The following is a 13,380-nucleotide window of genomic DNA, read 5'->3' on the forward strand; positions in this document are numbered from 1 at the left end:
GAGGAAGCTTTCGATGGCCATACGGGTAATTGTTAAACATCCCGATCCGATCCTGCGCGAGAAATCGGTGGAGGTAAAAAAGATTACACCCCATATTCATAAACTGTTAGACGACATGGCAGATACCATGTATGATGCGAATGGAGTGGGGTTGGCAGCTCCCCAGGTCGGGGTGAACAAGCGGATCATCATCGTCGATGGGGGGAATGGCCTGATTGAGATGATCAACCCGGTCATCCTCTCCCTTGAAGGGGAGCAGATTGGACCGGAAGGTTGCCTGAGCATTCCCGGATTGACCGGAGAGGTAAAACGGGCGATGAAGTGTAAGGTAAGAGCACTAAATCGCCATGGAGAAGAATTCGAGATCGAGGGGGAGGGGTTGATTGCCAGGGCCTTTCAACATGAGGTGGATCATCTGGATGGGGTCCTTTTCATCGACTTGACCGATCAGATTTATCCCACTCCCACCCCCGTGTATGAAGAAGGAGAAGTGGAAGCGTGAAAGAGGTTCGTATTCTGTTTATGGGGACTCCCGACTATGCGGTAGCTTCCCTTAAGTCCCTCGTGGAAGAAGGGTATCCGGTGGTGGGGGTTGTGACACAGCCCGACAAACCGAAGGGTAGGAAGAGGATTCCCACTCCTTCACCGGTCAAAGTATATGCCCAATCCATGAATCTTCCTCTCTTTCAACCTGAGAAATTGCGGCGAGCCGAGGAAGTGGAGCGGATTCTATCCGTGAAGCCCACTTTAATCATAACCGCCGCCTATGGGCAGATTCTCCCCAAAACTTTGTTGGATGCTCCTCCCTTTGGCGCCATCAATCTACATGCCTCTCTCCTTCCAAAATACCGAGGCGGGGCACCGATCCACTACGCCCTCCTAAACGGGGAGAAGGAGACGGGGGTTACCCTCATGAGGATGACGCCCGAATTAGATGCGGGAGATATACTGGCCCAAGAGAGAATCCCCATCGGTGAGAGGGATACGGTGGGGGATCTCTTCGGAAAACTGACGGAGCTTGCGGCCCGATTGCTCTTAAAGACGTTACCGGATTACCTGGAGGGAAAGATCACCCCGATCCCACAAGACCATTCCCAGGCAACCTATGCCCCCAACATAAAAAAGGAGGAAGAATGGCTTGATTTCTCCAAACCGGCAAAGGATCTGTATAACCAGATCCGGGCCTTTAATCCCTGGCCTGGTGCCTATACGAAGATATTAGGAGAACGGATCAAAGTCTGGTGGAGCGAGATCGGGGAGGGGAGTTTCAGGGAAGAACCGGGGACCATTCTTCATTTAGGGGATGAGGGGATTCAGGTGGCTACCGGTGAAGGGATCCTCGTATTAAAAGAGATCCAACCGGCAGGGAAGAGGAAAATGGATGCGGCCAGTTTTCTCCGGGGAAATACCGTACTGGCGAAAGGAATGAAATTTGCCGACAAAGATGAAGAAAGAAGCGCGTGAGACCGCCCTTGACATCCTCCTCCGTATCGAAGAGGAAGGGGCGTATAGCAATCTCCTTTTGCGGACGGCGTTAGATCGGAGCGGGATGCGGGACGCGGATAAACGTCTTGTCACCGAATTGGTTTACGGCGTTTTAACCCACCGGCTTCGTCTGGATTACGCCATCCGCCCATACCTTTCCCGACCTTTGGAAAAGCTGGAACCTTGGGTTCGACTTCTTCTCCGCCTCTCCTTTTACCAATTGCTCTATCTCGACAAGATCCCTCCCTACGCCATCGTGAATGAAGCGGTAAAGTCGGCGAAAAGAAGGGGCCACGAAGGAATTGCACGCCTTATAAACGGCGTACTTCGGTCCTATTTGCGGGAGCCCATCAAAGGAGAGATTCCTCCCGATCTTCCGCCTGCCCGCCGCCTTTCCCTCCTTTATTCCCATCCGGAATGGATGGTGAAACGTTGGCTTAAGCAGTATGGGGAGGAGAAGACGGAGGCGATGTTGTCGGCAAATAACGCTCCTTCTCCCCTCACCCTTCGGATTAATCCGTTGCGAACCACCCGGGAGGAATTGCTCTCCTTTTTCAAAGAAGAGGGGTTGGTGGCGATGCCCTCTCTCCTTTCTCCCCAAGGAATTCGCGTGACGGGAGGAGGAAATCCTGCGGCAATGCCCGAATACCGGCTTGGCCTTTACTCCATTCAGGATGAAAGTTCCATGTTGGTGGCCACGCTACTAAAACCTGAGGCAGGGCAACGAGTCTTGGACGCTTGTGCTGCGCCGGGAGGAAAAACGAGCCATATCGCAGAATTGATGAAGGATGAAGGGGAGATCTTGGCCAATGATATTCATCCCCACAAGGGGAGTCTGATTGAAGAACAAAAGAAGCGCCTGGGTTTTACTTCCATTCAGGTGATGACAGGGGACGCCCTTACGTTGCCTGAGAGGGTGAAAGGGCCATTTGATCGCATTCTCATCGATGCCCCCTGCTCCGGATTGGGAGTGATTCGCAGAAAACCGGAGATCAAATGGCGGAAAGAGGAGAGGGAACTTTCCCATCTGCCGGAATTGCAATATGCGCTTTTGGAACGTCTCTCTCCCCTCTTGGGGGAGAAGGGTTTACTGATTTATAGTACCTGTACCGTCAACCCAGAGGAGAATGAAGAGGTGATCGACCGCTTCCTCTCCTCCCATCCCGAATTTCAGGCGGATGAGTCACTGGTGAACGACCTTCCTTCCCCGCTTTTGGAAGAGGCGATCATTCGTCCGGGCATGCTCTTGATTCTGCCAGGAGATTTTGGGACGGACGGTTTCTTCATAGCCCGTTTGAAACATGGGTAAAATAGAGTGAAAGCCCATTGCAAACTTGAAAGGAAATGCAAGTATCGAGGAATGAGCAGAACAGATAAAGATGAAGTATGGGGTTGAGTCGATTGGAAAAGGAACTCATCTACAGCCTTACGTTCGAACAATTGGAAAAATGGCTTACGGATCATGGAGAAGCTCGCTTCAGGGCGTCCCAGATTTATGATTGGCTCTATCGGAAACGGGTTCATTCCTTTGATGAAATGCTGAACCTCTCCAAAGGGCTTCGAACAAAGCTTCAGGAGAACTTTGACATGGAGAGCCTTCAGGAGGTTACCCGGCAGGAGTCTCAAGATGGAACGATTAAATTTCTCTTGCAGCTGCCGGACGGCAATATGATCGAGACGGTGATCATGCGGCACCATTATGGGAATAGCATCTGTGTCACCACGCAAGTAGGGTGCCGAATCGGATGTACCTTCTGTGCTTCCACCCTGGGAGGATTAAGAAGGAACTTGGCTTCGGGGGAGATTGTGGCCCAGATGGTTTTCGCCCAGCGGGTATTAGATGAAAAAGGGGAGCGGGCCAGTTCGGTGGTGGTCATGGGGATTGGCGAACCTTTTGAAAATTTTGATGCGCTCATTCAATTCATTCATATCATGAACCATGAAAAGGGGCTTCATATCGGGCAACGGCACATTACCGTCTCCACCAGCGGGATTATTCCGAGAATCTATCAATTTGCCGATTTGGGATTGCAAGTAAAACTTGCGATCTCCTTGCATGCCCCCAACTCGGAGATTCGCTCCAGACTTATGCCCATCAACCGAGCCTATCCGTTGCCCAAACTGATGGAGGCTGCCCAATACTATGTGGAGAAAACAGGACGACGAATCTCATTTGAGTATGGGTTATTTGGCGGCATAAATGACCAACCGGAACACGCCGAGGAGCTGGCTCGCCTAGTAAAACCGATCTTTTGCCTGGTAAATCTTATTCCGGTCAACTATGTCCCGGAGAGAGATTATGTTCGCACTCCCAAAGAGGAGATTCTCCGTTTCAAAAAAATCCTGGAGGATCATGGAATCGTCGTAACCCTTCGCAGGGAGCATGGGAGTGATATCGCTGCAGCGTGTGGACAGCTACGGGCAAAGCATGTAGGAACCGTTTCGAGGTGAGGGGAGAAGATGGAATCGATATTGATGACCCACGTGGGACGCATAAGGCAGATTAATCAGGATTCCGGGATGGTGATCCCGTTGGATGGGGAGGTCCTTTTGGTCATCGTGGCAGACGGCATGGGAGGACACCTGGCCGGAGAAGTGGCGAGTAAGATGGTCCTTGACATCATCTGTTCCGAAGTAAAAAGCAGATGGAAGGATGAGCAATGGGAGATTCTTCTTCAGGAGGCGGTGGAGAAGGCAAACCAAGTCATTTACAGGGAATCTCAGGTTCAGCCTGCATATGCGGGGATGGGGACGACCTTGGAAGTGGGGTTGATTGGAAAAGAGGGGGGAGTGCTGGCCCATGTGGGTGATAGTCGGGTATACCTGTATCAGGCACCGAATTTGCGACAACTCACTGAGGATCATTCCTATGTATACACCCTTTACAAACATGGTCAGATCACCTATGAGGAAACCAAATCTCATCCCCAACGAAACATGATCCTACGGGCGGTGGGAACGGAAGAAGAGATTGAGGTCGACATTCTTCCCTTCAGATGGGAAGAGGGAGATCGCCTTCTTTTTTGTACCGATGGTTTCTCCAACTCCATGGAGGAAGAGGAGATCCGGGAGGGATTGGACGATTCGTTTCACTCGCTTAAGGAAATTGGACAAAAATTATTAGAAAAGGCGCTCGCTGCGGGAGGCGAAGATAATATTACGTTTGCCATCATTGAAAGCCCCCGTACCTCTCATGGGGAGGTGGAGAAGGTTGAGTGAGAAACGGCTAGGTGGCAGGTATGAATTAACCACCCGGGTTGGGGGAGGAGGAATGGCCGTCGTTTACAAAGGGCACGACCTACTCCTCGACAGAACGGTGGCCGTTAAGGTATTACGTCCCCAGTTTGGCCAGGATGAGGAGTTCATCCGTCGCTTCCGTAGGGAAGCCCAGGCAGCGGCTCGATTAAGCCATCCGAATGTCGTCAGCATCTATGATGTGGGGCAGGAAGAGGATACCCATTACATCGTCATGGAATATGTGGATGGAGAAACGCTGAAAGATCTCATCAAACGGGAAGCCCCCCTTGACGTGAAAAAGGCGGTACATATTGCCATCCAGATCGGCGAGGCGCTGGAGCATGCCCATCAACATCATATTATTCACAGGGACATTAAGCCCCATAACATCTTGATCGGAACAGACGGGAGGGTAAAGGTAACGGACTTCGGCATTGCGCGGGCCGTCACCTCGGCCACCATCACCCAGACGGGATCCGTACTGGGCACCGTCCATTATTTCTCGCCGGAACAGGCGAGGGGAGGGGTTACCGGGGAAAAATCGGATCTCTACTCTCTGGGGATTGTTCTCTACGAGATGGTAACCGGACATCTCCCCTTCTCCGGGGAATCTCCGATCAGCGTCGCGTTAAAACACCTGCAGGAGCATTTTAAGGACCCGAGGGAACTTAATCCATCCATTCCTCAAAGCGTAGAAAATATTATCTTAAAGGCATTATGCAAGCAACCGGAGCACCGGTACGAGTCGGCCCATGCAATGGTGGAAGATTTAAAGACTTGTCTTTCTCCCGAACGGCTTTGGGAGGAAAAACGGATTCCAGAAAGGACTCAGGATGATGATCCCACCCTCGTTCTTCCTGCAGTGGGCGCACGGCCAGCTCATCATTCCCTTGATTTGGAGACCCAACCTGATCCCGAGGATGAAAGAGGGGGGAAAAGGGAGAAGCTCCTTTCCCGGAGTTGGGTTAAAGCATTGATTTGGATCCTAGCCATCGTCGTCGTGATCGGATTAACCTTCTTTATCATTCAGAAGATCCAATCCCTATTCGTCGTTCCGGAAATTGAAGTACCCCTTGTGATCAACATGCCCCTCGACAAAGCGGAACTAAAACTAGCAGAAGCAGGCCTTAAATCTGAAGTGCAAGGAGAAGTATTTGACGACCGGATCCCTGCAGGAAACGTGGTGAAGCAAGATCCTCCTCCCAAGGAGAAGATTAAGGCGGAAACACCGGTCATGCTGACGGTAAGCAAAGGGAAAGAGACGACGTTCATGCCTGATCTAACATTAAAAGAAGAGAGGGAGGCGCAGACGCTCCTCGTCGACTTTAAAGAGGTGAAAATCACTAGGGAGTATAGCGATACCATTCCTGCCGGGCAGGTGATGAGTCAAAATCCTCTGCCCCAGACTCCCGTCGTTCCCAAAGAGACGGTGGTGGAGCTTACGGTAAGCAAAGGGAAAGAGGCTTTTGACATGCCGAATCTCATCGGAAAAACGAAAGATCAAGCCGCCGCCATCTTGCTGAAAAACGGATTAATTTTAAAAGGGACTCAGCAAGAGGAAAGTTATTTTGATAAAGGACTGGTGGTTCGCCAATGGCCCGTCCAGCCGGGGGAAAAAGTTTCGGCGGGCCAGGAAATCACCATCGTTCTCTCGAGCGGCTTGAAGGCAGATGCGGTAAAGGTGGAGGAGCCGATCATGGCCGTGGTGGAACCGGATAAACCCACCACCATCTCCATTCTCGTGAGTGATGCCAGGTACCAGGATTATCCTTATATCGAAGAGAAGATCAGCAAGTCGAAGGAATACTCCGTTGACTTGGTTCTTTCTCCCACCCATGATGCAACCATTACGGTCTATAAAGATGGCGTACTTCAAGTGACGAGAACCGTCACTTATCAGGAAGTAACTGGAACGAACACAGGAGGGTGATGCCATGCCCTGGGGGAAGATTATCAAGGCGTTAAGCGGCTATTATTATGTCCTGCCGGAAGAGATCCCTTATGCAGAGGAAAAACTGATTCAGTGCCGGGCTCGTGGCCTTTTTCGTAAACAAGGGAAGTCGCCCTTGGTGGGGGATTGGGTACGCTTTGAATCGAAAGGGGAGAAGGAAGGATGGATTGAAGAGATCTCGGAGCGGAAAAACGTTCTGATCCGGCCTCCGGTTGCCAATATGGATATCGTCGTCCTCCTCTTCTCCTTAAAAGAACCTGAGCTTAATCTTCTCCTTCTTGATCGCTTCCTCGCCCACATTGAGCATCGGAGAGTCCCTATCCTTATCGGATTTACGAAAATCGATCTGGTGGAGGAACATTCCTGGAAATCGGTCGGGGAAACGTATGAAAAAATAGGCTATCCGATCGTGGCGACCAGCGCTAGAACGGGTAGGGGAGTAGACGAGATTCGCCTCCATCTTCAGGGGAAGACGGCGGTTTTCGCCGGCCAATCGGGCGTGGGGAAATCCTCTCTGCTTAATTCCCTATTGCCGAAAGCCCTTCGGGAGACGGGCGAGATCAGCCGAAAGCTGGGCAGGGGAAGACATACCACACGCCATGTGGAGCTCCTCTCCATCGGGCAAGGAAGTTTTGTTGCCGATACCCCTGGGTTTGGACAACTCGATTTTTTAGAAATGGATCCGGTGGAGCTAACTCTCTGTTTTCCCGAGATCAGGTCACGGGCGGGAGAATGTCGTTTTAGAGAATGTCTCCATCACAAAGAACCGGGATGTGCCGTCCGTGAAGCGGTAACAGAGGGAGAGATTCAGACTGAGAGGTATGAACATTATTTAATTTTTTTGTCTGAGATAAAGAAAGCAATGGAAAGGAGATACCGTTAATGTTGATCCAAATTGCGCCATCCATCTTATCCGCCGATTTCTCTTCCTTAGAAGCGGAGATCAGGGAAGTGGAGGAGGGGGGAGCGGACCTTCTTCATATTGACGTGATGGATGGCCATTTTGTTCCCAATATAACCATAGGCCCCATCGTTGTAGAAGCGATACGCAGAAGGACAAGCCTTCCTTTAGATGTTCATCTTATGATTAGTGAGCCGGAAAAATTTGTGGATTCATTTGCCAAGGCTGGGGCGGACATCATCACGGTTCATGCGGAAGCGACCTATCACCTTCATCGGTTAATCTACCAGGTGAAAGAAGAGGGTGTAAAGGTTGGGGTTGCCTTAAATCCTGCCACCCCTTTGGAAATGGTCCTGCCGATTCTGCCCGATTTGGATCTGGTCCTCATCATGTCTGTAAATCCTGGTTTTGGCGGGCAAAAGTTTATTCCCTCCGTTCTCCATAAGATTAGGAGACTTCGCCAACTCCTGGATCAGGAAGATCTAAAGGCGGAACTGGAGGTAGACGGGGGCATAAACGGAGGGACGGTGGCTCAGGTTGTCGAAGCAGGGGCGACCATCCTGGTTGCCGGATCCGCCATCTTTGGCAAAGGAGACCGAAAAGAGGCCATCGCCGACCTGCGCATGGCTGCCGGGATGAAATAAGATGGCGATGATCGACCGATAGGAGAGAAGAAAATTTCGTTCAAATCAAAAAGAGGGAGAGGAAGAAAGATGTTAACCGATTATCATGTTCACCTTCATGAATCGAAGGGAATTACGTTGGATTGGCTAAAAGAGTATGTGGAGGTTGCCCGGCAGCGGGGAATCGGGGATCTGGGCATCTCGGAACATGCCTACTTCTTCCAAGAGACGAAAGAGATCCTCGTCAATGACTGGGCGAACCGGAGAAGGAGCCTTCATTTCCAGGATTATCTTGCCCTCTTTGAAGCGGCAGAAAAGGAGAAGATTCCTGTCAAGATGGGAATCGAGATGGATTATGTTCCGGGAAAAGAGAGGGAGATCGAGGAGTTCATCTCCCGGTATCCCTTTGATTATGTGATCGGATCGGTCCATTGGATCGGAGATTGGGGGATTGACCTGGCGGCCTATCGGGATGAGTATGAGAAGCGGGACATCTATGAGGTGTACCGGGCCTATTTTGATCAGGTGGTTACCTTGGCAGAATCCCGTCTTTTTCAGTTTGTAGGCCATATTGACCTGGTGAAGATCTTTAATTACCGCCCCACCGATCAAGCCTTTTTGGAAGGGGAGTATGACCGGGTGGTGAGGGCGCTCTCCCGTTCCGGAACCAGCATCGAGATTAGCACCGCCGGACTCCGTAAACCGGTGGGAGAGATCTATCCCGATCCGCTTCTCCTGAAGAAGTGCTTTGAAGCCGGCGTGACCATCGTCCTTTCCTCCGATGCCCATGAACCGCAGCATGTGGGGTACGAATATGGAAAAGCGGTGGAACTAGCCCGCTCGGTGGGCTATACGGAAGTGCAGGTCTTTACCCGGAAGAAGAAGTCTGCCTATCCTCTGGGATAATGAGGCTCCTCTTCTCCAAAGAAGTATTTCCTCTTCGGAATGCTTTACGAGTGAGATCAAAATCCGCCTGATTTTTCTTGACATTTTATGTACAGCCTGCTATGATTCTTTCATAAAATAAAAACGATTTGGAAACGAGATACAGACGAAAGCGGCAATGAGGAAGAGAGTATCTTCTTCCTTACCCTTTCAGAGAGCCCGGGTAGGTGAGAGCGGGTAAGGGAGGAAGAGGTGAAAATCACTTCCGAGCAGCTGATCGAACAGAGAAGGTTTTTTTAGAGTACACCTTTTCCAGTAGATTCAGACGTTTCATCGCCCGTTACCGCGATGCCGGCATTTTACGTCGGAGTGAGCTTCCCTGGGTTGAGGGAAAGCAGGGTGGTACCGCGGCAAAGTCCGTCCCTACGTGGGGCGGCTTTTTCATTTTAGGGATAGGAGAAAAAAGAGAATAAGGAGAGAGAACCATGGAAAACCAAGCACGACTCCCTCAAACCACTCCCCCCGTTTTCCTGTACGATACAACCTTACGGGACGGGGCACAGAGCGCAGGAATTCATTTTACCCTTCAAGATAAACTGCGCATTTTGAAGCTGCTCGATTCCTTCGGTGTGCATTATATTGAAGGGGGATGGCCTGGAGCGAATCCAAAGGATGTGGCATTCTTTCAGGAAGCAAAAAATGTAAAACTGAAAAATTCCCAACTGGTCGCATTCGGGAGCACATGCCGGGTTGGTCTAGCTCCGGAAGAGGATCCCATGCTTAAGGGGCTATTGGAGGCGGAAACAGAGATGATTACTATCTTTGGGAAAAGTTGGGATCTCCATGTGGCTCATGCGCTTCACACGACCCTAGACGAGAATCTTCGGATCATTGAAGAAAGTATACGTTTTTTAAAGAAAAAAGGTCGTCAGGTAATGTATGACGCGGAACATTTCTTTGACGGGTACCGAAACAATCCGGATTATGCTTTAAAAACCATCGAGGCGGCCGTTTCTGGAGGAGCCGATTGGATTATTCTTTGTGATACGAACGGAGGGGCGCTTCCTTGGGAGATCGAGGAGATTGTCTCTCAGGTGAATCGCCGTTTGACGACCCCGTTGGGGGTTCATCTGCATAATGATGGGGGGATGGCAGTGGCGAGCTCCTTGACCGCTGTCCGTGCAGGGGCCCGACAGGTACAGGGAACGGTAAACGGGTATGGAGAACGATGCGGGAACGCCGACCTGGTTCCTTTGATCGCCAACCTGGTGTTGAAGATGGGCATTCCGGTCTTGGAGCGGGAGAAGCTCCAATCTTTAACGCATTTATCGAGAAGCGTGAGTGAGATCGCCAATCGCCGGTTGGATGAAGGGCACCCTTTCGTGGGGAGAAATGCGTTTGCTCATAAAGCAGGGGTCCATGTAAATGCCTTGCGAAAGAAGCGGGAAACGTATGAACATATTCCTCCCGAATGGGTGGGCAACGAACGGCGCATCGTAGTCTCCGACCAAGCGGGTGGTTCAAACATTCTGGAGCAAGAAGCCCTTGGGGATCTCGATCCCCAGGTGGCAAAAATCCTTGCGGGAGATGTGAAACGTTTGGAACATGAAGGCTACTCGTTTGAAGAGGCAGAAGGGAGTCTGGAACTTCTGCTCTACGCCCGGGAAGGGGAGGAGTTTCCATTTACTCTCGAAAGTTTTCGTGTCACCTTGGAAAAGCGAAGAGAGGAGAAGGCGCTCTCTGAGGCGACGATCAAGCTCCGGGTAGGTGATTCCGTCGTTCATACGGCTGCGGAGGGAAATGGACCGGTCAATGCATTGGACAATGCCTTGCGGAAAGCATTGACCAGCTTCTTCCCGGAATTGGAGTCGTGCCGTCTAACGGATTATAAAGTGCGTGTTTTGGAGGGGAGTGACGGCACCGGAGCTACGGTTCGGGTCTTGATACGGACCCATGACGGCGAGAACAGTTGGGGCACGGTAGGGGTTTCGGAGAACATCATCGAGGCGAGCTGGGAAGCCCTCCTTGCCAGCCTCTCCATACCCCTCATGAGGAAAAAACGAAAGAGCGGCAAAGTGGAAATCTCCGCAGAGAAGGAAAACGCCGTGTAAAAATATTGTTTATCATTTAGAGCAAAATATCTCCCCTTGTAACTTTACTCTTCCGATGAGAGCAATCAAATCGGGAGAGTTTTTTGTATCGATTATTGTTCATTATAAAATGCAAATATTATATAAAAAAATATAGAAAACGATTGAACTATTTCTTGTTAGCTTATATAATTGCAGTGCAAAATAAAATAACTTTTACTGTATTAGGTGGAACGCTGACAGTCGGTAATTGAAATGTACGCGGTGTAAATCATTCATTGCCAAACGTTTCATCGTATATTAGCGACCCTAACGATACGGTTTATGGCAGGAATTGGACCGGTACTGAAAGTTATAGCTCTTCGTCCTCATCTGCTTATGGTCAATGGATCTATATTGTGGATCATACGATGGGATATCAGACGAATACGACCGGACAAGTGGATTTTAGGTGGTAAGGAGGAATATGAAACGATGATGAAAAATGTGAGTAGGAAATATCTTTTTCTTCCGCTTGTGGGGATTATTGCTTTATTCCTTCTTTCCATCCCCTTTTATGCCGGAAATATATATGATCTTGTCTTTGGCACGTTAAAAGAGAAATGGCAGGAGACAAAGGTCTCCGATGTAAAGGTTCTCGCAGAGGTGAATGGGGTTCAAATTACAAATAAGGATTTTAATCCCTATCTTTACACGGTGCGTGCCAATGAACAGCTGAACCATCTTGCCCCGGCGACGGATCAAGAGATTTGGAAGGATTATCTCAAAGAACATCTTCTTTACAAAGAGGGTGTAAAGAATGGTTTCTCCGTCTCCATCGAGCAGGCGAAGGCCTACGCCGAGCAAATGCGGGAGACGTTAGCGAAGGCCGATTCGAAAGCCCAAGAATTTCAAAAGAGGATCATCGATTCGATGGGGGTAGATGAGGAGACCTACTGGAATGAGATTGCTCCATTCCAATATCAAAGAGAGCTTACCGTCACCAACTACATCGACTCCCTCATCAGAAGCAGCCGGCTTCCCAATCCTTCCGCTTCACAGGAGGCGTATAAAGCCGAATTTGAGAAGATGAAAGAGGACCTGCTGCAAAAGTCCGATATCAAGATCATCAATGCGCCGTTTTCTTCATCTTCTTGACATCTGATCTGTTTTCATGAGATGACGTAATCCATATTTTTGGGAAGCCTCGGTTTGATTTTTTCCTGGGGAGCACTCAAAAAAATTCCTTTTTTCTGCTGTAACTTCATTTCTAGGTTTTGTATTGCTGTGGGTATTAGCTGACTGCTCTCAAGAATCTGTCTATCACTTGGTGTTACGAATAAGGTTATCCATCATTCGTATCGATTGGTTCTCTCCCTTCTTTTCCGAGGGAGAGATTTTTTCTTGTTTCCAGCGGGCAGGTAGGATCACCATTCCCAGAATGGCTCCGGGAAAGATTAGAATGTGAAAGGGACGTGGAGCCCGAGGATGGAGGCAGTCTATCGCCGTAAGGGGTTCCACCGTGTGAGAAGGGCTCGTCTTCGCTGAATGAAAGGTTTCCCTAAAGGCGATAATAGGAGGGTGTAAACATTTATTTTTTATGGAGGTGATGGGGATGAAGATGGAGTTGATTCAGGAGTCCTTAGCGCAATGGGGAGAGCTCAGCATCTATACCGCATCCGGTCAGGTCTTCGAATTGCATAGTGGCGATACCACCTTTGATACATCGAGCAGAGTGATTCGCTTTACCTCCGCGGATGCGAAATATATCATTGATGGGGATGCGGTGGATGTCGTAAAAATGCATTACAGTCATCCGGAGAAATGAACAGAGGTGTCAAGAAGAAAAACAAGCAATGACGACCGTCACAGATCGGTCATCATTTGTAGTGGAGTTTCGTACCTCTAGGTGGCAGGGCCTGATCTTCTCCTATGGGGAATGGAGGATATAAACGAGCTTTATGCTTTTTATGACGATCATGAAAATCAGGGAGAACGTCGTTCACAGCATCTTTCCCTCTGAGGGAAAAGATGCTTCTTCATTATGGGGATGGGGGATGATTTGATCCGGAGAGAATGCTCCTCTTTTTTTCATAGAGGACCATTTTATCTTTGAATTCGTAGCAAATCAAGTTTCCTCTTGAACGTAGGCTGTAAAACCTTTAACATGATACTGTGATGAGTAACATGGTAAAACCCATATCCGGTAATACATTGAGTTGTAGGAGG

At 49.7% G+C, this 13,380-nt stretch carries 12 protein-coding genes and 1 other annotated feature; all 12 genes read left to right on the forward strand.

Annotated features, from left to right (window positions below; genetic code table 11):
- Window positions 1–13: 13 nt before the first annotated feature.
- The gene (def, locus tag THEAE_RS0106790) at window positions 14–502 is read left to right on the forward strand and encodes a peptide deformylase (protein WP_005586817.1); all 489 of its coding nucleotides are present in this window, start codon (window positions 14–16) and stop codon (window positions 500–502) included.
- A 20-nt stretch (window positions 503–522) separates the two neighbouring features.
- Window positions 523–1,464 (forward strand): methionyl-tRNA formyltransferase, encoded by a 942-nt coding sequence (gene fmt / locus THEAE_RS0106795; RefSeq protein WP_039944875.1) that lies wholly within the window; start codon window positions 523–525, stop codon window positions 1,462–1,464.
- Window positions 1,433–2,794, forward strand: coding sequence for a 16S rRNA (cytosine(967)-C(5))-methyltransferase RsmB (gene rsmB / locus THEAE_RS0106800; protein WP_028986946.1), 1,362 nt, complete (start codon window positions 1,433–1,435; stop codon window positions 2,792–2,794). The genes fmt and rsmB overlap by 32 nt, the downstream gene beginning before the upstream one ends.
- A gap of 83 nt (window positions 2,795–2,877) precedes the next feature.
- On the forward strand, window positions 2,878–3,936 hold the full coding sequence (rlmN, locus tag THEAE_RS0106805) for a dual-specificity RNA methyltransferase RlmN (RefSeq protein ID WP_425426396.1): 1,059 nt from the start codon (window positions 2,878–2,880) through the stop codon (window positions 3,934–3,936).
- 9 nt (window positions 3,937–3,945) lie between these two features.
- Window positions 3,946–4,704 (forward strand): Stp1/IreP family PP2C-type Ser/Thr phosphatase, encoded by a 759-nt coding sequence (locus THEAE_RS0106810; RefSeq protein ID WP_028986948.1) that lies wholly within the window; start codon window positions 3,946–3,948, stop codon window positions 4,702–4,704.
- The gene (gene pknB / locus THEAE_RS20260) at window positions 4,697–6,652 is read left to right on the forward strand and encodes a Stk1 family PASTA domain-containing Ser/Thr kinase (protein ID WP_052329818.1); all 1,956 of its coding nucleotides are present in this window, start codon (window positions 4,697–4,699) and stop codon (window positions 6,650–6,652) included. The genes THEAE_RS0106810 and pknB overlap by 8 nt, the downstream gene beginning before the upstream one ends.
- 4 nt (window positions 6,653–6,656) lie before the next feature.
- A complete protein-coding gene (gene rsgA, locus THEAE_RS0106820) occupies window positions 6,657–7,556 on the forward strand; it encodes a ribosome small subunit-dependent GTPase A (protein WP_028986949.1) in 900 nt (299 codons plus the stop codon).
- A 2-nt stretch (window positions 7,557–7,558) separates the two neighbouring features.
- Complete coding sequence (gene rpe / locus THEAE_RS0106825) at window positions 7,559–8,218, forward strand: ribulose-phosphate 3-epimerase (RefSeq protein WP_028986950.1); 660 nt, start codon at window positions 7,559–7,561, stop codon at window positions 8,216–8,218.
- 69 nt (window positions 8,219–8,287) lie between these two features.
- A complete protein-coding gene (locus THEAE_RS0106830) occupies window positions 8,288–9,103 on the forward strand; it encodes a histidinol-phosphatase HisJ family protein (RefSeq protein WP_028986951.1) in 816 nt (271 codons plus the stop codon).
- A gap of 148 nt (window positions 9,104–9,251) precedes the next feature.
- Window positions 9,252–9,510, forward strand: a binding site (T-box leader).
- 57 nt (window positions 9,511–9,567) lie between these two features.
- Entirely contained in the window at window positions 9,568–11,193 is a 1,626-nt protein-coding gene (gene cimA, locus THEAE_RS0106835; RefSeq protein WP_028986952.1) for a citramalate synthase, read from the forward strand.
- A 453-nt stretch (window positions 11,194–11,646) separates the two neighbouring features.
- A complete protein-coding gene (locus THEAE_RS0106840) occupies window positions 11,647–12,309 on the forward strand; it encodes a SurA N-terminal domain-containing protein (protein ID WP_028986953.1) in 663 nt (220 codons plus the stop codon).
- Window positions 12,310–12,766: 457 nt separating this feature from the next.
- Window positions 12,767–12,979, forward strand: a complete 213-nt coding sequence (locus THEAE_RS0106850) for a hypothetical protein (RefSeq protein WP_028986955.1) — start codon at window positions 12,767–12,769, stop codon at window positions 12,977–12,979.
- The last annotated feature ends 401 nt before the right edge of the window (window positions 12,980–13,380 follow it).

The sequence above is a fragment of the Thermicanus aegyptius DSM 12793 genome (assembly GCF_000510645.1).
GTDB classification, from domain to species: Bacteria; Bacillota; Bacilli; order Thermicanales; family Thermicanaceae; genus Thermicanus; species Thermicanus aegyptius.

Bases quoted from the DNA above. Each gene is read 5' to 3' on its own strand.
- THEAE_RS0106830 (WP_028986951.1), top strand. From the start codon at position 8,288: ATGTTAACCGATTATCATGTTCACCTTCATGAATCGAAGGGAATTACG.
- cimA (WP_028986952.1), top strand. From the start codon at position 9,568: ATGGAAAACCAAGCACGACTCCCTCAAACCACTCCCCCCGTTTTCCTG.
- fmt (WP_039944875.1), top strand. From the start codon at position 523: ATGGGGACTCCCGACTATGCGGTAGCTTCCCTTAAGTCCCTCGTGGAA.
- THEAE_RS0106840 (WP_028986953.1), top strand. From the start codon at position 11,647: ATGATGAAAAATGTGAGTAGGAAATATCTTTTTCTTCCGCTTGTGGGG.
- rsgA (WP_028986949.1), top strand. From the start codon at position 6,657: ATGCCCTGGGGGAAGATTATCAAGGCGTTAAGCGGCTATTATTATGTC.
- def (WP_005586817.1), top strand. From the start codon at position 14: ATGGCCATACGGGTAATTGTTAAACATCCCGATCCGATCCTGCGCGAG.
- THEAE_RS0106850 (WP_028986955.1), top strand. From the start codon at position 12,767: ATGAAGATGGAGTTGATTCAGGAGTCCTTAGCGCAATGGGGAGAGCTC.
- THEAE_RS0106810 (WP_028986948.1), top strand. From the start codon at position 3,946: ATGGAATCGATATTGATGACCCACGTGGGACGCATAAGGCAGATTAAT.